Below are 17,732 nucleotides of genomic sequence, written 5' to 3' on the forward strand. Positions count from 1 at the left end.
ATATCGTTCTACAACCATGATCGTCTCCAGAAACGACTAAACGGCTTGAGCCCTGTCGAATACAGGGCTCAAGCCGCCTAGGCTGGTTTTCATTATTTACCCTGTCTACTTGACGGGGAGCAGTTCATGATGTCGAGGCGTTTTCATTATTTTACTTCTACTTCAACGTTATCAATCGTCACATCGTGCGCACCGAGCGGTGAACCGTCCGTGCGTCCGAGCAAGAATTTCAATCCTGTCATATCGGTTTGTCCCATCGTGAGCTCAAACTCATACGTTTTCGTCTCAGGTCCGACTTGAACGATTTGGCTCAAGTAACGCGTATACGCCGCGTTCTCAAGCGTCACTTCCATATTGCGTGCGACTGTCGAAGAAGCATCGAAACGGACGACGTACGTCTGTCCCTCGTGCAGTTCAAGACCGCCTTGCTCAAGCAAGACACTCCAAGGTTCCTGTCCTTCTTGACCAATCGTGATTTGCGCGGCTTCGTTCACCGCTTCAACCGCGGCTTGCGCATCGAAGTGCACGTAAGAGCCCCAATGTGTCAACCCGTCCGTGAACGATCCGTTCTTCAGCGGAGACGGATCGATCGCGATCGGTGTCACGTCGAACAGTTTGACGTCGTCAAGCTCAATCGAGCCTTTCGCCGAACCGAGTACGAACTGGAGCTGGCTCAACAGGTCCGTCGCTTGTCCCATCGTGAACGGGAGCTCGATCGTTTCAAACTCGCGCGTCAACGCGACGTCTTGAAGCGGGAGATACGCGTTGCCGTCCGCTCCATTCAAACCGACTTGAAGTGCTTTGATGCGTTCCGCTCTCGCTTTAAAGCGCAATACGTAGTCACGACCTTCCGTCAGTTGAATCCCGTTTTGGACGAGCGTTGCCGGTTCGCCCTTTTTCGGGTTCGTCACGAACTTGAAGTGACGCAACTTCTCGTCAACTGTAGCCGTCCCTTTCGTTGCGCCCGGGTCGAACTGCCAGTATGTCAAGCGGTCCATCGCGCCTTGGTCAAACGTTCCGTTGTAGACCAAGTTCCCGTCGCCGAGCGCTGGTTTCGTAGCGTTCGGGTCGAGCGCTGCACGCTCGGTCTGTTCGACACGGACGTTCCCGATTTGAACGCCGGCCGTGCTGAGTCCGACATTGAACTCGAGACGTGCCGCAAGGTCCGTGTCTTCTGTCATATCAAACGTCATCGAATATGTCTGTACGTCTGTCGTCAAATCGAATGAACCTTCATCCGAGTATTTCGCGTAGCCGCGGTCTGGTCCGCCGCCGACTTTCACGGCGATCGAACGGGCCGAATCGGCACTCGCGTCGAACGTCACTTTATAGTGTCCGCCTTTACCGAGCGAGACGTTTTGAATCAATTGGTGCGAATACGGCTGACTGCCGGCTTGAGTGATCGAGATGTCGGCAAAGCGTGAGCCTGCTTGTTCGATGACATCAACCGTCCCGACGCCGCCAAAGTCTGGCAAGGCCACATAGTTCCAGTACGTCGGGTCGAGCGCTTGCGAACCGTTCGTCACGGTCGTGATCGGCTCCGTGTAATCTTGGTCGTAGACGAGGTTTCCGTCTTCAGACGGTTGTTTCGCTCCGTCCGGCAATACGATTTCTTCGTCCGTATAGACTGGTTCGACTGCTTCACGGTAATCGCGGTTTTTCAAATCGAAGACACGAACGTAATCGACTTCCATCTCGGCCGGGAACGGTGTCGTCGCATCGACATCCCCGTCAAACCAACCGCCGACGGCCAAGTTCATCACGAGGTAGAAGTTTTGGTCAAACGGCGCTGGGTAGCTGTACTTCGTCGCCTGGTTCAACCCTTTAGAGTACCAGTCGTTTTGCGTCTGATAGAGCTCTCCATCAACGTACCAGCGCAACTCACCAGGCTCCCACTCGACGGCATATGTATGCCATTGATTGATGCCGTCACCTTCTTCAAAGTGATAATCTTTGCCTGTATATTTGTTGTTCGGCCAGTTCTCGCCATAGTGAATCGTCCCGGCGACTTTGTCAGGCTGGCTGCCCCATGATTCCATGATGTCGATTTCGCCAGACGATGCCCAGGCACCGTACCGGTCTTGTTCCGGCAACATCCAAAACGCCGGCCACAAACCTTTCCCGGTCGGTAGTTTTGCCCGCATTTCATAGCGACCGTATGTTTTACTGAACTTGCCTTTCGTCGTCAGCTTCGCCGACGTAAAGTCATACGTCCCGAGTTCATCCATCGTCTGTTCCCGTTTGGCGCGGATGACGAGCTTGCCGTCTTTTACGAAAGCGTTTTCGTTTTTGTCCGTATAAAATTGCTTCTCATTGTTTCCCCAACCCGGTGCGACCGGATTGCCGTCGTTATCTTTCAACCAGTTCCCCGTATCGAAATTCCATTTTGCCTGGTCGATTTCTTTCTTGCTGAACTCATCCGCCCAGACTAGCTTCCATTTCGTATTGTCTTTTTTCTCTGGCTTTTCGGCAGATGCGCCTTGTGCGGCTGACAAGACAAGTCCGGTACCGAGAGCAAGTGCTACCCATTTCTTCATCAAAATTCCTCCTTTGACATAAATGAAGGCAGACACACTCCAGTCGTACCTGCCTCTCCTCTAACAACTCACGAACATTGAAAGCGTTTTCCGAAAGCGCTTTCGTTATGTCTATTATAATTTTTTCGCCTACCTAGATTCAACCATTTTCTTGAAGTGAAATGAAAATGACACATAAAAAAACACCAACCCATAATCAGGTCGATGCTTAGGTTTTCCTCACTGTCCAATCTGAAAATGTGACTGAAAATCCTGAATGTATTCGATCGACGTCTTGAGCCAATGGTCGTCATTCACATACAATAAGATGCCGGCCTGGTCGTATGTATGGCTCGGCTTCATCTCTACAGTCGCGCGACACGTGAACTGTTCGGTCGACACATCCGTCAACAAGGCGTGCGCCGTCATCCGGTTGAAACCGTAGTGGGTGTTGCGCCAAAAATCGGTGTCCGCTTCTGTCTTGAAGGTAAGTCTCTCCCGTACATCTGTTGCTCTCGGCTCGTTAATCCACGTGTACTGCTGCCACATGATTGATTCCTCCCCATTGGCCTCGCATCGCGAACAACAATGGAATCATCGGTTCGTGGTACGGGATGAACTCACCCGCTCGAATCATGTTAAGAATCGTCGCCTCATCCGCCCACTGCACCGCCTGGACTTCTGATTCCTGGAGCGTCAAGCTATCGAGATCGACTTCTGTTTCGACGAGATAGATATCATCAAATCCTTCGTCGAAGTTGACCGTCAAATGCGGGCGCGTGTTTGATAAGTCGAGTTTCAATCCAATCTCTTCTTCGAGTTCGCGCATCGCCGCCTGTTGACTCGTATCGCCAACCGTGGCACTGCCGCCGACCGTGATGTCCCACATGTTCGACCAGCCGTCTTTGAACGGTTGGCGCTGTTGAATCAACATCTGTCCTTGCTTGTTGAAGATACAGACGTGGATGACAAGATGGTAATCGCCATTCTCGAGACGATTGCCCCGCTGCCACGTCCGTCCTGTCTTTTCTCGGTCAACGTTATAGACGTCCCAAAACTCCATCGTTCAATCTCCTTTATGTGGCCGCACTCGCTGCCGCTTGATCTGATTTCACACAATCGATGGCAACGACGATCGAGATAAGCATGTGTTCTACCGCCTCATCGATCACTTGAATCTCATACGTGTCGCCCCATGACAACCATTTTTTCTGGACGCTGCCGATGACTTGCCCGTTCTGTGTCACCTCGAAGTCCATATCCCACCAGTCGCCATCGATTTCAATCCCTGCTGCATCAATCGTATAACGCGGTTTGAAGAAGGTGAACTCTTTTGAGATCGTCATCGTCTCCTCACCCTCGACGTCGACGTAAAACTTCGGTAAGAAGCTGAATGTCTTTTTCGTAATGGTCGTGATCTCCCGCCCATCCTTGTCCGAGATGGTGAACGACTTCGGCAGCTTCATAAAGCTCCCTTCGACGAAATACATATCGTTTTCATCCGCGTCCTTGATCGTGAACCGTCCGCGCAAGCTGAAGACTTTCTGTTTCATGTAAAGCGTGTTCATCGTCATCCCTCCAATTTATGTCTGTTGTCCTCTATACGAGTATATACCCGACTATGGTTCATTTTTTCTGATGGAATGAATGTTCAGGCCGACACAACAGGGCGTATAATGAGATGAGGAGGTGAGAGATTGATTTCTGAAAAAGTAAAACAAGCTGTCGCTGAAACGATTCAACGTGAGACCGACGCTGATTTCATCTTGTTATTCGGGTCATTCGCCAAAGGAACAGATCGTGAGGATAGTGATGTCGATTTAGCATACTTCGGTCAGAAGCGACTCTCACCATATAATCGCTTTGCCTTGGCGAGCGAATTAGCGCTTCTATGCGGGCGAGACGTCGACTTGATCGATATCCGTGAAGTCGACACCGTCTTTGCCATGCAAATTTTCTCAGAGGGCGTTCCATTATCGATTCAAGATCAGAACGAATTTACGCGACAACAGATGAAAGCCTTTCGGATGTATGCTGAATTGAACGAACAACGAGACATCGTCTTGAAAGAAATCAAAGCTAGAGGAAGTGTATTCGATGAATGATGTTGTGTTGAACAAAGTGACGACAATCGAGCGCTGTCTTCAGCGAATCCATGACGTGTATGACGATAATCCAGATCACCTAAACGATTTCACGAAGCAAGACAGTATCATTCTCAACATCCAACGCGCCTGTGAAGCGAGTATCGATATCGCGATGTACCTAGTCAGTCAAAAAAAGTTGGGCGTTCCTAAGACGAGCCGGGACGGGTTCATCATGCTCGAGGAAGCAGGTATCATTGATAGTGCCTTAGCGAAGACGCTCATGAACATGGTCGGATTCCGTAATATCGCCGTCCACGACTACCAAGCACTCCAACTCGAAATTCTTGAAGCGATTCTCGAAAAGCACATCGATGATTTTAAAACGTTCACAAAAATCATTCTGCAACTGGATGTGTGACAGTCATGGGCGAACAAATCTCAATCGAACTAAATGTCGACTCTTTAACTTATGAAACTCAAATCGTCGGTGATATCTCCTTCATTATTGACTCTTATATATATTTCCCTGGCCAAGGCTGGTCCGATTTTGTCGTCATCGTCTTGAAATGGTGGATTGACAGTTGTCGTGCCCTTTTATCCGCGCCACTACACGAAAAGTATTCATTCTCCTTTATGGACGGACGAGACGATGTGATTGCGAGAAAAGTGAACGCGACAGAGGCCGAACTCCTATACGTAGGCAGTGATACACGTCACGTGCTCATGGGAACTGTATTGATCGAAGAGCTGAAACAGGCCCTCATCAAAACGACATACCAGCTTCTCAACGCGATCGACCGGAACGGATGGGAGAATGAAGAGGCCGAGACGTTACGTCACGCCGTAAAATCACTTGAACGCATATAAAGAACGCCGCCTCGTTTCCGAGACGGCGTTTTTCAATTATCCGTTCTTCATACTGAACGAGTCAGCAAGCGTGAACGTAATGTCTTTCACGTCGAGACCTCCGAGTGTGAAGTAAAGCTGCAAGTAGTTGTGTTGGTTCAAGAAGAACAGTTGCTTCGTCTGCGTCACCCATTCCCCGCCCGTTCCGTTAAACGTGAACGTCGGACCCGGGATGTTGTTCGCAAATAGCGTCACAGGCATTTGAGCGAGCTCTCCTGCTTCCGAACGGGCCGTGATCGTCACGTCGTACGTGCCCGTCTCATCGACCGATACGGCGAAGACGTGCGTGTTTCCCGTCGATGTGTCCGCGTCGATCAAGCTGACGCTCTCTCCGTTCGCAAGATGCTGATACGTCACATCGAAATCGATCGTTTGTCCTGCTTCTTCGTCGAGTCCGATCACTTCGACTGAACCGTCATGAAGCCCGAGCAGACGCTCCATCGCCGGAGACTGCAAGACGAAGCGGCAAATGTTCGCCGCACTCCGCAACAGTTCCGCCCGCGTCAACGTACCGGCAGCGAGTGCCGCTCCCGTATTGTCGTCGAACGAGTTCGTATCCGGACGGTCGACGACCATGTACAAGTCGTTCTGCGACTGGACCATCGCCGCCGTGTTCTGACGGTTCGCCGGCTCATCTTCATGGTGGTTCACTTTCGCCCACCAGTCGGTCATGACGATGCCTTCAAAGCCCCACTCGTCGCGAAGGACACGTGTGTTCTGATCATACAGCCCGGCCGTCCAGACGCCGTTGACGGCACCGTACGTCGTCATGATCGACGTCGCCTTGCCTTCTTTGACGGCCATCTCGAACCCTTTCAAATAAATCTCGCGCAACGCCCGTTCCGAGACGACCGAGTCGATGTCGTGGCGGTGCGCTTCTTGGTTGTTGGCGCTGAAGTGTTTGAGCGTACCGGTCACGCCGACGCGGTGCATCCCGTTCAACTGGGCGATCGCCATCTTGCCCGTCACGTGCGGATCTTCCGAGAAGTACTCGAAGTTCCGTCCGTTGAGCGGATTACGATGGATGTTCATCCCTGGTCCGAGCAACGTGTCGACGCGGTTTTTCCGCATCTCGAGTCCCGTCATCTCGAACAGGTCTTCGATCAACGCCACGTTGAAGCTTGACGCCAACAGCGTCCCGTTCGGCAACGCAAACGCCTTCGTGCCGATGTCCATCCGGATACCAGACGGACCGTCCGCGCAACAAGCGGCCGGAATGTCGAGCTCGTTCAAACGGTCCGACACGCCGCCGAACGCGGCGGCCGTCCCTGGTGTCACGCGGGGTGAGTTCATACCTTGTCCGCGGACGATACAGGCGAGGTCCTCATCCGTCAACTGGTCGAGGAACGTCTCAAGCTCGGCTTTCCCGTGATAGACGTCCGTCAATTTCAAGCCGTTGTCGCTTGTCTGATGGCGCTGCATCGGACGTTCGGCGAGATAACGTGCCTCAACGTCAACCTGGCGCAGCGGTGTTGCTTCGTAGCTGACTTCATATCCTTGGCCGCTTTCAACCGGCTTGATGCGGTCGAACGGTGTGACCGGCGCCATGTTCTCGCTGAGCGTCTCGACGACTTGTAGTTCGGCGAGCTCATAGTCGAAGACCGCGACGGCTGAACGTACGTCCGTCCCAGCATGAATCCGGTACGTCCCGGCTTCTAAGACAAAACTCGACGCGTATCCGGTGACGCCACGATCGTCATAGCTCGCAAAGTCCGTGACCGGGACGGAGAATTCGAGCGTTTGCTGCTCTCCTGGTGCAAGCAGACCTGTCTTATCGAACGCGACGAGGGCGCGTGCCGGGTTACCGAGGACGCCTTGCGGCTTCTCGACATACAACTGGACGACTTCTTTCCCGTCAACTGCCCCGGTGTTCGTCACCGCGACGTTGATCGTAATCAAACCGTTCTGTTCGCTCGCTTCAACGACTTCCGTGCTGAAACTTGTGTACGACAACCCGAAACCGAATGGATAGAGCACCTCGTCTTTCGCGAACGTCTCGAAATAGCGATAGCCGACATAAATATCTTCTTGATAAATTCCTTTGTCGGCGTGACCAAAGTTTTTCGTCGACGGATAGTCGTCAATCGACCGGGCGATTGTGTCTGTCAACTTGCCGGACGGACTGACTTTGCCTGTGAGTACATCGACGAGCCCGGTCCCACCTTCTAATCCCCCTTGCCATGCGTAAAGAATCGCGCTCGGCTCATAGTCCGTCGCCCACTTCATATCGATGATGTTGCCGACGTTCAAGACGACGGCCGTCTTCGTAAACGCCTTCGACACTTTCTCGATCAACTCGTTCTCGATCTCGGTCAACAAGTAGCTGCCCGGGTCGGCCGTGTTGTCACGGTCCTCACCCGCCGTACGCCCGATCATGATGAGCGCCATATCCGACTTGGCTGCCGCTTCCGCGACGAGCGCGTCCGTGACGGCCATCTCCGGCTGTGACCACGGTTCGCCGGCCCAGCCGACACCTTTGTCGAACGGGTTTTCTTTGACCCACGCCTCATACGTCTGAAGGAGCGACTCGTTCAGCTGGATGCCTTCACTCGCTTGGAGCGCCTCGAGCGGACTCGTCACGTGGGAGACGTTGACCATCCCCCCTGAGCCGGTCCCGCTCTTATAGTAGTTGAATTGGCTGCGACCGAACACGGACACGGTCGTCCCCGCCTGGATCGGCAGCGTCTGTTCGTTCTTTAAGAGGACAGCCCCTTCGGCGACCGCCGTTCGCGCCAGTTGTTTATACGTATCCCAGTTCAATGTGTAATGTTTCATGTTGTCAGCTCCTTCATTTCGTTTGCGATTTCGTTCATACAGTCTTCAGCTTGCGGATAGTCCCCGATTTTATCGAGGAAGGCGTGGTCTATCCCTCGGTATTGGATCAGTCTCGTCTTCACGCCGTCGCGCGCGAGTTTCCGCGCATACGCCTCGCCTTCTAAGCGCAAATAATCGTACTCCGCCGTCACGATAAGCGTGGGCGGGAGGTTCTTCAAGTCGTCCGCCAACAAGGGCGATACGAGCGGATGCGTCACGTCGGTCGCACCTTGTAAATAAATGTTGTTGAACATCGAATCCGCGTCGCTGAGCGCTAGCACCATCCCGCGAATCAAGTCGTGATGATGTCGGATATCGTATTGTGCGATGTCCCATGCGTAATCATCTGTCGGGACCGAACCTAAATTGACGACCGGATAGATGAGTGCCTGGAAGCTGATCATGCTCGTCTGTTGCGCACGATCGAGTAAACAGCAGCCGGTCGCCAAATTTCCCCCGGCACTGTCGCCCGCGACGGCGATATTGTCTCGCAACACCCCGAGCTCATCGGCCTGGTCGTATACCCATTTGACCGCTTGAAAGCAATCATGTAAGCCAGCCGGGAACGGGTGCTCCGGCGCGAGCCGATAGTCGACCGAGACGACGACCGCGTTCGCTTTCTCAGCGAGCGCTTTGCACGGGTTCTCGACCGTATCGAGTGTCCCGCCGAAGAAACCGCCGCCGTGGAAGAACAGGACGGCCGGTAACGGCTCATCTGACTCGGGCCGATAGAGTCGGGCCGGGATGTCGCCTTCAAGGCTTGGAATCGAGATTGATTCCGTCGTGATCGGACGTGTCGTCACGTCACGGTTCGGCCAGCCCATGCTTGCGCGGACGGCCGCGAGGTCAAACGGTGCCGGTGCCTCATCGGCCGATGCCGGCTGACTGGTGTTCGCCAACACGCGTGGGTCGAGGTCGCCTTGTTTGCTTGAGTCCGGGATGGGCTTGATCGTCGTCTCGACGCCATCAATCGTCTCTCGAATATGTACTGCACTTAACTCGTCAACTAACCGTTCGTACGGGTTACTTTGAGTCGACATGAACTGAATGCTCCTTTCTCAATCACCGCTACCTTGCTGATGACAGCTTTATCCGTTGACTTAAATCTTACTTTTTCAGACAAGGCTTCAAATTCGGTCGTGTCATCGGTGAAGTGTTGACGCAACTAGCGTTAGACGGTAGAAGTCAGTTCGACCTTCCCCCCTTCGCACTCGCTCGATTTCACGGATGAACGACGAACTGCTCCCTTTCGTGTATAATGAGACGTAAACTAAATTGCTAATGAAAATTTCTACAACAGAAGTTTCTTACACGAAAACGAGGTAAACATATGAATCAACCAAACTTTGCGGACTACCGCTTAAGTGAAGACATCCAACGCGCACTCGGCATCATGAAATACGTGGCACCGACAGAAGTGCAACAGAAAGTCATCCCGCTCGCACTCGAGCACCAAGATCTAGTCGTCAAAGCACAGACCGGAAGCGGCAAGACGGCCGCATTCGGCATTCCTATCACTGAAATGATCGAGTGGGAAGAAAACAAACCACAAGTGTTAATTCTCACACCGACACGCGAGCTCGCCGTCCAAGTCCGGGAAGACATGACGAACATCGGCCGCTTCAAACGAATCAAGGCGACTGCCGTTTACGGGAAAGAACCGTTCTCAAAACAACGTGAAGACTTGAAACAGAAGACGCATATCGTCGTCGGGACACCGGGACGCGTCATGGACCATATCGAACGTGAAACGCTCGTCTTGGACCAAATCAAGTACTTGATCATCGATGAGGCAGACGAGATGTTGAACCGCGGCTTCCTCGCCGACGTTGAAGCCATCATCCAAAAGCTACCGACTGATCGCGTCACGATGGTGTTCTCGGCCACGTTCCCGAATGACATCGAGCGTCTGTGTAAACAACACATGAACGAGCCGACCCGCATCTCGATCGAGTCTGCTGGCGTCACGGCCTCGACGATCGAGCACGGCTTGATCGAAGTCCGCAATGAAGACAAGTTGTCGGTGTTACAAGACATCACTGTCGTCGAAAATCCTGACAGCTGCCTCATCTTCTGCCGGACGAAAGAACATGTCGACACCGTGTACAGCGAGCTCGATAAGGCCGGCTATTCTTGCGAACGGCTCCATGGCGGACTCGAGCAAGAAGACCGGTTCGCCGTCATGGAAGGGTTCAAGACGGGCAACTTCCGTTATCTCGTAGCGACAGACGTCGCGGCACGCGGCATCGATATCGATAACGTCAATCTCGTCATCAACTATGACGTCCCGATGGAAAAAGAGAGCTACGTGCACCGGACCGGACGGACAGGCCGCGCCGGTAACAAAGGGAAAGCCCTTACGCTCGCGACTCCTTATGAAGGTAAATTCGTTCGCGCCATCGAAGCGTTCATCAAGTTCGAGATTCCGACGATGGACGCCCCGACCGAAGCACAAGTCGCTCGCGGCAAAGCGGCGTTCGAAGAGAAGTTGAGCGGTCGACGCGTCGTCCGTAACAACAAGACGGCCCGCATCAACCAAGACATCCTGAAGCTTCACTTCAGCGGCGGGAAGAAGAAAAAACTTCGTGCCATCGACTTCGTCGGCACGATCGCCAAAATCCCAGGTGTGACAGTCGAAGACATCGGCATCATCACGATCACCGATCAGATGACGTACGTCGACATCTTGAACGGGAAAGGCTCACTCGTCCTTCAGGCGATGGAGTCGACACCGATCAAAGGCAAAAAGCTAAAAGTGAGTAAAGCACATAAATAACCAATCCAGGTCTCGGAGAGTTTGATCTCTCCGAGCCTTTTTTTGTGTTTTGACCACGTTATCGAAAGCGCTTTCGAAAAACAGTAAAAAAATAATGTCTTTGAGAGAACGCTTTCAACAGAATCATACCGATAACACGTCTTGAATTCAACCTTCCTCACCTGATTGTCAAAAAAAGGCTCAAGCAATGTCGCCTGAGCCTTCATCTCTCACTCTAAAAATTTCAACTCTGTATTGTTTCGTGCACGATATCCGGTCACTTCTACCTTGCATACAGAGCACAGCCAGCGTGCGAATCACCGTTCACCATTTCCCGTGAAATACATAACATCGTAAAGAGAACAATCGCTGCGAGCACATGCTCAATCAGCTCTGTCGGGTGCAACGGATTTCGTCCAGCCGAGATGAATTAGTCGAACAGTTCTTCCGAGATCAACTTGAATCCTTCGATTTCCGTGTCCTCTTCTAATTCGATTAACAGACATCGTTTGCCTTTCACGTTCACTTGCTTCACGTATTTCAAATCTTGCGGGCTGATCGTGATATTCGCGACTTTCGTGTTGATTTTAATCGACTTCGACGTATACTTCGGGACGACGCTGCTCGCCTTCATCTCGTATTTCGTGTCATCGACGACTTGTTTGAACGCCTGCTCGACTTTCTCCGTCGTCACGTCCTCGACGCCACTCGCTTTCAAGACGACCTCGACCGCTCGTGCGTCAAGCATCGGGACCGTCTCGTCCTCGTCCTCACGCTCTTCTTCCGCGACGATCAAATAATTGATCTCTTCATAGACGGTGGCGAGCGTCGCCAAGTTGACTTCCTCCCCGATAACGGCTTTGACGACTTCTTCGAACATCGCTTTCTCTTCGACCGCCGTCACGATCTCGGTGCCATTCAACACGTTCTCGATAAAACCGAAGTCCGGTTGGTGCGCCTTCTGGGCCGCATACAAGACATGGTTGACGTCGGCCGCGTTGTCCGTGAAACACGGGAACAAGAAACCGCCGACGGGTGCGTCGAGTTTGATGACAGGATTGATGAAGACGTTCGATTTGTACTCACGTTCGATAAAGTCGAACACGAGCGACTGTTTCGGCAGTTCGGTCTGGTTGATGCTGCCGAGGATGAACCGCGACGTGTAAACCTCGTCGCGCATATCGATTTCCGTCTCTTCAGAATGACGCCGCGTCGGTTTATTGTATTGGAAGCGAATGAACGTGACGACGACATCTTTCTCGAACGGGGCGTCTTGGACCATCTTCAACGCGATTTTCTGCATCGAGGCGGCCCAGTCCTCTAAGTCTTCTGTCTGCAATCCTTTGTACAATAGCGTCTGCGTATGGTCGGTCTGACCCGCTTCCGGGTGCTCGAACTTCACTTCAAACAGTTTCTCGTCTAGCTTGCCGCCGAGTACTTTCTTAAAACTCGTCAAAAATAGCTCTTGGTGCTCTTGCTCCAAAAACGGGAACGACCGCATCTCTTCGTGGAAGATCTCGTTGCTGTCTTGCCGGATGTAAATATTATAAATTTCAGCGATTTTGACCGCTTCCGCATTCAACTTGAAATGCTTGCGGATTGCCGCGATGTCTTTTTGATTCATCTGTCCCAACTCCTTCGTTCTTGACTACAAATCGACTTCATTATACCAATAGTTCTCCCTCACGCGTATGTCAGTAGTTCTAAAGCCGGGACGTCTGATGTCATGTCTCATGTCCCTGACCTCAACTTTTCTAATCTTTTGATTCATTTTTGTAAATTTCAATCTTTCTGCCGACTTTGCCGTGTATATTCGATGTGCATCCGGAAAATGAGGGTGCGAGTCGTACAGTCGTCATACATAATAGGAGGCACAAACATGTTGAAAAAATGCATCAGTTCTTTGTTCGCCATCGTCTTAATCGTCACGTCGCTCCACTTAACCACACCGACCGCTTCGGCGCTCCCGCCGGGTATCCCGTCGAAGTCGAGCGCTCTCACGAAGTTGAACGCGTTGACGGTCAAGACTGAAGGTGCGATGACCGGCTATAGCCGCGACTTATTTCCCCATTGGAGCGGTCAAGGCAACAGTTGTGACACCCGTCAAATCGTCTTGAAACGCGACGCGGACTCATACGTCGGCGACTGCCCGGTCACGTCAGGGTCATGGTACAGTTACTACGATGGGCTCACATTCACGTCGCCATCTAGCCTCGACGTCGACCACGTCGTACCTTTGGCTGAAGCATGGCGTTCAGGCGCAAACAGCTGGACGACGACGAAACGCCAAAGTTTCGCCAACGATTTGACTGGCCCGCAACTGATTGCCGTCTCAGCTAGCTCGAACCGCTCAAAAGGTGACCAAGATCCGTCAACATGGCAACCGACACGGACCGGGGCACGCTGCGCTTATGCGAAGATGTGGGTCGAGACGAAGAGCCGTTGGGGACTGAGCCTTCAGTCATCAGAGAAAGCGGCCCTTCAAACCGCCATCAACGCTTGCATTTACTGATTCAGAAAGGAGTCTGCTATGCATCAACATTCCTCTACATTCAAAGCCTCACATGGCGTTATGACTGAAGAAGTCGGCGTCATTAGCGGGGAGCTCGAACTGAAGACGACGTGCCAAGAAGACGGCACGCTCGAACTCGCCATCACGTATGTCGGGGCGGCTGAGTGGTATACATTGCCCGGGAAAGACTATAAGCTACACGACCTACGTGACCATGACGTCGTGCATCAGTTGCTCGTGAACGTCCTTGAGCGGGCGTGATGTAGAAAGGAGTCTCGACACCTAGTTTTGGTGACGAGACTCCTTTTTTGTAACCTGCTTACTTCACCATTTTGACGATGGCACGAATGATAAGGAAACTAACCCCAATCATGATTCCAGCCAACAGCAAACTAGCGCCACCGATGATGCCGAGTGTGAACATAATAGTCCTCCGTGATGACATGATGATTGTTTACCTTGACCACTATATCATCTGTCCCACACTCACATAAGCTGAGTTTATTTTTGTAACTGTTTCTCTTCGACAGCCCGAATCACGCTCAATGCTTCTTTATATTCCGTTCGAAGCGACTCAGGCATCGTCTCGACTACTTCTCCTCCACGAGCTCTGATTGATTCCATCGCCATAATCGCCTCAATATAAGCATCGTATTCTTCCGCTGTTAATCGCTCTCTTGTCGCTGCCTGTTTGTTGAGCGTATCGAAATAAGGTTGTAATTCAGCAAGCGCTTGTTTAACGTCTGCACGTGTCTCAACAGGAATCGCATCATAGTCCACATTTCCGTTCGCATCTCCATACGTGATGCGAGTGTTCGTGAAAATACGTAACTCTGTTTTGAACGCATCATATTCTGACGCATCTAACATTCCTTTCGCTTGTTCCAACTTGGCATTGAGCAATAAATACTTCTCCATCGTCGCACTGACAATATGTACTTTCAACTCATCGAACGAACCGTATAAATCATCGGCCAAGAGTGCTTGATAAGCGAACGCACCCGTCGGTACCATCAATGCAACCGCGAGACTCGCCGCCATCAAACGCTTTCGAAAAAAGCTAGGCGTCTTTCGCATCTCCAGTTTCGCTCGTTCCACGCCCTTTTGACTCCGTTCCTGTAACTCACTCGGAATTTCAATTGCCTCCAAGACGCGTTTCATCTCATGATCCATAGTAATCAGCCTCCTTCAACTCGTTTCGAAGTTTTTCGACCGCTCGATATAATGTTGATTTCACAGTCCCGATTGGCAGTTCAAGCAAATCCGAAATCTGTTGGAACGTATAATCCTGATAATATTTTAGGACGATTATACTGCGCTCTTCTTCATACAGATTATCTAGCACATCGGCCAGGGTTAGCGTTAATGCCACGTCCTGCTCTTCGACGCCAATCGTTTCGTCAAACTCCGATTTCAGTTGGATGACCTTCTGTCTTTGTTTCATCAGATTGAGCGCACAGTTGATCGTGATTTTTACGAGCCACGTCTTCACGTAGTCGGGTTCTCGCAGTGTCCCAATCTTTTTGAATGCTTGATAGGCTGTTTCTTGCACGACATCTAGCGCGTCATCTGGATTTTTCACATATACATAAGCCATGCGATAAAGATCTGCCTCATAATGATGAAATATCTTCAGAAACGCTTGATCGTTTCCACGTTGAGCTTTTTGAATGAGACGTTTCATCAGCCGCCCCCCTTTTTCGTTTTTTCCTTACACTCATTAGATAAAAGTTTGATGGATTTAGCTTCATCATTTTAGATTTATTTGAAAAAAACCCTAAAAAAGACACCTCGTTTGAGATGTCCGTTTAATCATCACGATGTTTTATATTTTGTCAGCAACGCTTTCGGGATATGGCAGTAGTCATCCGGGCATCGATCCAGGCGATCTTGATGCTCGTCCGCGCTTGGGATATAGTTCGTGAGCGGCAATACTTCGACCGCAATCCGGTCCACGTCACTTCGACTGTGGATAAACGCACGAGCTGATTCCAAATGGAGCGGGTCCTCGCTATAGACGCCATTCCGATATTTCTTCCCAACGTCCTCGCCTTGGCGATTAACGCTGTATGGATCGATAATTTCGAACAAATAATACATCAAATCATCCACCGTGACGACGTCTGGATTGAACGTCGTTTTAACGCATTCGGCGTAGCCGTCATACTCTCCGTCAAGTGTATCGGTCGCCCCGTTCGCCCGTCCAGCTTCTGTCGAGACCACGCCCGGTAACGTCTTGATGAACGCCTGGACGCCCCAGAGGCAGCCTCCAGCTAAATAAACTATTTTGATGAGTCTCACTCCTTGTTGGTCAGTTTTAGAAAATTCTCGCTATACTATCGTTATACATGAGTTTATTCGAAAAGAAAAAAGAGGAAGTGATCCTTCTAGATTATTTCCACCTTCAACAAATAGCTTCTTCCTTAAAATGAGCATTTAGGTTCTTTTATTCACTTATCATCCATTTCAACCCTGATAAACTTCCTTTTATATTTTCAAGTTCTGTTAATTTTTCAACAAAAAAACTTTCAATGGATTCAACATGATCTTTTTCAATCAAAAACTGAATGAGTGACTTACTTGCATGAAGCATAAACCAGTCATTTTGATCTTCTGGACGATCAAAAGTCCAGTCTTCATTTCGTTGTACGAATGCTTCAAAAGCATTCATCAGAATATCTATATGTTTACTATTTGGGCTAACTTCCATAAAAATAGATACTTCTGGATAGTCACTATCTTCAAATGAAAAACCACAGCCGACAAACTTCCAATCACTTTGGTCATTCAGAATTACATAGCGATTATAATCACGAAGTTCAATTGTCCGATTTCCCCACGGTTTTGGTTTCCCAAAAAATCTTGTAAATGAATGAATTGTTTTTCCGTCTAAACATTGATCTAACATTGAAATGGTCTTCCCTAGATTTTGAACAGAATAAATGTCTTGCGGTAAAAACGTCCTCGTTTTATTCAATTCAATTTCCTCCATGTACGATAAGATTTGTTTGCAAAATAAATCCTCTTTATAATTTTCATGAAGCCAACTAAATATTTGAAACCATTGCACCTGACAAAATAGCGTTGAGGATTTTTCTATCTGCTTAGGGTCAAAATATTTTGTAATGTAAAACAAAAATGTCGAAAATCCCATTTTTTCGCTTTGTTGAAGGTGTTCGTAATAGCGTTCCAATTGTAAATGGCCTTCTCCACTACTAAGCTTATTTTCAATAAAAACAAGCTTTCGGGTTTTTCCTTCTCTGAAGGTAATAACTAGATCAGGTCTGCTGTCTGTAGAATGTTTAAGTATTTTCGTGTATGTTTTTTGTGTATGTACTTCAATATCATGGACATCGCTCAAATTTATACCAGCAAATTGTTTAAAAAAACTTATTAATATGCTTCTTTGTTCAAACAAAGGTGCAATGATTTCAGTTAGATAGTCCTCGTACGGATTTTTATCGGTCTTTCGCAACAAATTATATATTCTTGCGTATGAAGATGACATTTCATTTCTCCCTCCTCATCTGCTATTAAAATTTAAACGTTAATCCCCACTATATATTACCTTATTTATCCACATTAATTTGGATTCATGCGTAAAAAAGAGTGATCGAGACTCAACTCAACCACTCTTTATTTATTTATTTATGGTACGGTTCATTCCGATTAATCCGATACGCCCGATAAATCTGCTCACACAAGACGAGCTTCATCAATTGATGCGGGAACGTCATCTTCGAGAACGAGATCGTATCGTCCGACCGTTTCATGACGTCATCGGATAAGCCAAGCGACCCACCGATAACGAAGGCGATTTTGCTCTTGCCGTACGTTGCCAACTTGTCGAGCTCACGGGCGAACTCTTCACTCGTCCGCTGCTTGGCGTCGATCGCGAGAGCGATGACGTGCGTGTCCGGACTGATTTTCGCCAAAATCCGCTCGCCCTCTTTTTGTTTTACTAGAAACATGTCGGCTTCACTCAAATGTTCGGGCGCTTTCTCGTCCGCAACCTCGATTTCATGCACTTTCGCGTATGCCGACAGGCGCTTCGTGTACTCCGCAATTCCTAGTTTTAAATATTTTTCTTTTAATTTGCCGACCGTGATAATTGAAATATTCATCCAATTCTTCCTTTTTCC

Annotated in this window: 19 protein-coding genes; 7 read left to right on the plus strand and 12 right to left on the minus strand. The window is 50.0% G+C overall.

All coding sequences use genetic code 11. The annotated features are described in order from the left end of the window. The coding region (locus EVJ22_RS15725) for an IS3 family transposase (RefSeq protein ID WP_131440828.1) at nucleotides 1–81 on the plus strand (81 nt) is incomplete at its 5' end. Nucleotides 82–146: 65 nt separating this feature from the next. Here the strand turns inward: EVJ22_RS15725 and EVJ22_RS12095 are convergent. The 4 genes from EVJ22_RS12095 to EVJ22_RS12110 all read right to left on the minus strand — a co-directional run bounded on the left by EVJ22_RS12095 (nucleotide 147) and on the right by EVJ22_RS12110 (nucleotide 4,084). Next, a complete protein-coding gene (locus EVJ22_RS12095; protein WP_199749338.1) occupies nucleotides 147–2,537 on the minus strand; it encodes a carbohydrate binding domain-containing protein in 2,391 nt (796 codons plus the stop codon). A 219-nt stretch (nucleotides 2,538–2,756) separates the two neighbouring features. After that, on the minus strand, nucleotides 2,757–3,065 hold the full coding sequence (locus tag EVJ22_RS12100; protein ID WP_131444012.1) for a DUF1349 domain-containing protein: 309 nt from the start codon (nucleotides 3,063–3,065) through the stop codon (nucleotides 2,757–2,759). Then, nucleotides 3,040–3,579 carry an NUDIX hydrolase gene (locus EVJ22_RS12105; protein ID WP_131444013.1) on the minus strand — a complete coding sequence of 180 codons (540 nt, stop codon included), beginning with the start codon at nucleotides 3,577–3,579 and terminating at the stop codon, nucleotides 3,040–3,042. The genes EVJ22_RS12100 and EVJ22_RS12105 overlap by 26 nt, the downstream gene beginning before the upstream one ends. Before the next feature lie 13 nt (nucleotides 3,580–3,592). Continuing rightward, on the minus strand, nucleotides 3,593–4,084 hold the full coding sequence (locus tag EVJ22_RS12110; protein WP_016509088.1) for an LURP-one-related/scramblase family protein: 492 nt from the start codon (nucleotides 4,082–4,084) through the stop codon (nucleotides 3,593–3,595). A 129-nt stretch (nucleotides 4,085–4,213) separates the two neighbouring features. Here EVJ22_RS12110 and mntA point away from each other — a divergent pair, with 129 nt between their 5' ends. The 3 genes from mntA to EVJ22_RS15635 all read left to right on the plus strand — a co-directional run bounded on the left by mntA (nucleotide 4,214) and on the right by EVJ22_RS15635 (nucleotide 5,470). After that, complete coding sequence (gene mntA, locus EVJ22_RS12115; protein ID WP_070327991.1) at nucleotides 4,214–4,621, plus strand: type VII toxin-antitoxin system MntA family adenylyltransferase antitoxin; 408 nt, start codon at nucleotides 4,214–4,216, stop codon at nucleotides 4,619–4,621. After that, nucleotides 4,614–5,021, plus strand: coding sequence for a type VII toxin-antitoxin system HepT family RNase toxin (gene hepT, locus EVJ22_RS12120; protein ID WP_071398706.1), 408 nt, complete (start codon nucleotides 4,614–4,616; stop codon nucleotides 5,019–5,021). The genes mntA and hepT overlap by 8 nt, the downstream gene beginning before the upstream one ends. Nucleotides 5,022–5,236: 215 nt before the next feature. Further along, the gene (locus EVJ22_RS15635; protein WP_233589705.1) at nucleotides 5,237–5,470 is read left to right on the plus strand and encodes a hypothetical protein; all 234 of its coding nucleotides are present in this window, start codon (nucleotides 5,237–5,239) and stop codon (nucleotides 5,468–5,470) included. 36 nt (nucleotides 5,471–5,506) lie between these two features. Here EVJ22_RS15635 and EVJ22_RS12130 read toward each other — a convergent pair whose 3' ends face one another. Together EVJ22_RS12130 and EVJ22_RS12135 are read right to left on the minus strand one after the other, a co-directional pair. Continuing rightward, the gene (locus tag EVJ22_RS12130; RefSeq protein ID WP_131444014.1) at nucleotides 5,507–8,284 is read right to left on the minus strand and encodes a glycoside hydrolase family 3 C-terminal domain-containing protein; all 2,778 of its coding nucleotides are present in this window, start codon (nucleotides 8,282–8,284) and stop codon (nucleotides 5,507–5,509) included. Further along, nucleotides 8,281–9,363: an alpha/beta hydrolase gene (locus EVJ22_RS12135; RefSeq protein WP_233589706.1), complete on the minus strand. Its 1,083-nt coding sequence runs from the start codon at nucleotides 9,361–9,363 to the stop codon at nucleotides 8,281–8,283. The genes EVJ22_RS12130 and EVJ22_RS12135 overlap by 4 nt, the downstream gene beginning before the upstream one ends. Nucleotides 9,364–9,653: 290 nt before the next feature. Here EVJ22_RS12135 and EVJ22_RS12140 point away from each other — a divergent pair, with 290 nt between their 5' ends. After that, entirely contained in the window at nucleotides 9,654–11,099 is a 1,446-nt protein-coding gene (locus EVJ22_RS12140; protein WP_131444015.1) for a DEAD/DEAH box helicase, read from the plus strand. 409 nt (nucleotides 11,100–11,508) lie between these two features. Here EVJ22_RS12140 and EVJ22_RS12145 read toward each other — a convergent pair whose 3' ends face one another. Next, a complete protein-coding gene (locus EVJ22_RS12145) occupies nucleotides 11,509–12,702 on the minus strand; it encodes a DUF4317 domain-containing protein (protein ID WP_131444016.1) in 1,194 nt (397 codons plus the stop codon). Between the two features lie 255 nt (nucleotides 12,703–12,957). Between EVJ22_RS12145 and EVJ22_RS12150 the strand changes: the two genes are divergently transcribed. Both EVJ22_RS12150 and EVJ22_RS12155 read left to right on the plus strand, forming a co-directional pair. Beyond that, entirely contained in the window at nucleotides 12,958–13,590 is a 633-nt protein-coding gene (locus tag EVJ22_RS12150; RefSeq protein WP_131444017.1) for an HNH endonuclease family protein, read from the plus strand. 18 nt (nucleotides 13,591–13,608) lie between these two features. Beyond that, nucleotides 13,609–13,851 carry a hypothetical protein gene (locus tag EVJ22_RS12155; protein WP_131444018.1) on the plus strand — a complete coding sequence of 81 codons (243 nt, stop codon included), beginning with the start codon at nucleotides 13,609–13,611 and terminating at the stop codon, nucleotides 13,849–13,851. Nucleotides 13,852–14,091: 240 nt separating this feature from the next. On the opposite strand, the gene EVJ22_RS12160 is transcribed toward EVJ22_RS12155, so the two are convergent. From EVJ22_RS12160 to rlmH, 5 genes are all read right to left on the minus strand, one after another. Continuing rightward, a complete protein-coding gene (locus EVJ22_RS12160; protein ID WP_131444019.1) occupies nucleotides 14,092–14,763 on the minus strand; it encodes a DUF3600 domain-containing protein in 672 nt (223 codons plus the stop codon). Further along, a complete protein-coding gene (locus EVJ22_RS12165; protein WP_131444020.1) occupies nucleotides 14,753–15,274 on the minus strand; it encodes a sigma-70 family RNA polymerase sigma factor in 522 nt (173 codons plus the stop codon). The genes EVJ22_RS12160 and EVJ22_RS12165 overlap by 11 nt, the downstream gene beginning before the upstream one ends. 131 nt (nucleotides 15,275–15,405) lie before the next feature. Beyond that, the gene (locus EVJ22_RS12170; RefSeq protein WP_131444035.1) at nucleotides 15,406–15,882 is read right to left on the minus strand and encodes a peptide-methionine (S)-S-oxide reductase; all 477 of its coding nucleotides are present in this window, start codon (nucleotides 15,880–15,882) and stop codon (nucleotides 15,406–15,408) included. A 154-nt stretch (nucleotides 15,883–16,036) separates the two neighbouring features. Then, the gene (locus tag EVJ22_RS12175; protein WP_131444021.1) at nucleotides 16,037–17,098 is read right to left on the minus strand and encodes a PD-(D/E)XK nuclease family protein; all 1,062 of its coding nucleotides are present in this window, start codon (nucleotides 17,096–17,098) and stop codon (nucleotides 16,037–16,039) included. A 136-nt stretch (nucleotides 17,099–17,234) separates the two neighbouring features. Beyond that, on the minus strand, nucleotides 17,235–17,714 hold the full coding sequence (gene rlmH / locus EVJ22_RS12180) for a 23S rRNA (pseudouridine(1915)-N(3))-methyltransferase RlmH (protein WP_016509065.1): 480 nt from the start codon (nucleotides 17,712–17,714) through the stop codon (nucleotides 17,235–17,237). Nucleotides 17,715–17,732: the final 18 nt, after the last annotated feature.

The organism is Exiguobacterium sp. SH0S7 (assembly GCF_004337195.1).
Taxonomy (GTDB): Bacteria; Bacillota; Bacilli; order Exiguobacteriales; family Exiguobacteriaceae; genus Exiguobacterium; species Exiguobacterium aurantiacum_A.

Bases quoted from the DNA above. Each gene is read 5' to 3' on its own strand.
- EVJ22_RS12160 (WP_131444019.1), bottom strand. From the start codon at position 14,763: ATGGATCATGAGATGAAACGCGTCTTGGAGGCAATTGAAATTCCGAGT.
- EVJ22_RS12150 (WP_131444017.1), top strand. From the start codon at position 12,958: ATGTTGAAAAAATGCATCAGTTCTTTGTTCGCCATCGTCTTAATCGTC.
- EVJ22_RS12175 (WP_131444021.1), bottom strand. From the start codon at position 17,098: ATGTCATCTTCATACGCAAGAATATATAATTTGTTGCGAAAGACCGAT.
- EVJ22_RS12105 (WP_131444013.1), bottom strand. From the start codon at position 3,579: ATGGAGTTTTGGGACGTCTATAACGTTGACCGAGAAAAGACAGGACGG.
- EVJ22_RS12145 (WP_131444016.1), bottom strand. From the start codon at position 12,702: ATGAATCAAAAAGACATCGCGGCAATCCGCAAGCATTTCAAGTTGAAT.
- hepT (WP_071398706.1), top strand. From the start codon at position 4,614: ATGAATGATGTTGTGTTGAACAAAGTGACGACAATCGAGCGCTGTCTT.
- EVJ22_RS12135 (WP_233589706.1), bottom strand. From the start codon at position 9,363: ATGTCGACTCAAAGTAACCCGTACGAACGGTTAGTTGACGAGTTAAGT.
- EVJ22_RS12100 (WP_131444012.1), bottom strand. From the start codon at position 3,065: ATGTGGCAGCAGTACACGTGGATTAACGAGCCGAGAGCAACAGATGTA.
- EVJ22_RS12140 (WP_131444015.1), top strand. From the start codon at position 9,654: ATGAATCAACCAAACTTTGCGGACTACCGCTTAAGTGAAGACATCCAA.
- EVJ22_RS12110 (WP_016509088.1), bottom strand. From the start codon at position 4,084: ATGAACACGCTTTACATGAAACAGAAAGTCTTCAGCTTGCGCGGACGG.
- EVJ22_RS12095 (WP_199749338.1), bottom strand. From the start codon at position 2,537: ATGAAGAAATGGGTAGCACTTGCTCTCGGTACCGGACTTGTCTTGTCA.
- rlmH (WP_016509065.1), bottom strand. From the start codon at position 17,714: ATGAATATTTCAATTATCACGGTCGGCAAATTAAAAGAAAAATATTTA.
- EVJ22_RS12155 (WP_131444018.1), top strand. From the start codon at position 13,609: ATGCATCAACATTCCTCTACATTCAAAGCCTCACATGGCGTTATGACT.
- EVJ22_RS15635 (WP_233589705.1), top strand. From the start codon at position 5,237: ATGGACGGACGAGACGATGTGATTGCGAGAAAAGTGAACGCGACAGAG.
- EVJ22_RS12165 (WP_131444020.1), bottom strand. From the start codon at position 15,274: ATGAAACGTCTCATTCAAAAAGCTCAACGTGGAAACGATCAAGCGTTT.
- EVJ22_RS12130 (WP_131444014.1), bottom strand. From the start codon at position 8,284: ATGAAACATTACACATTGAACTGGGATACGTATAAACAACTGGCGCGA.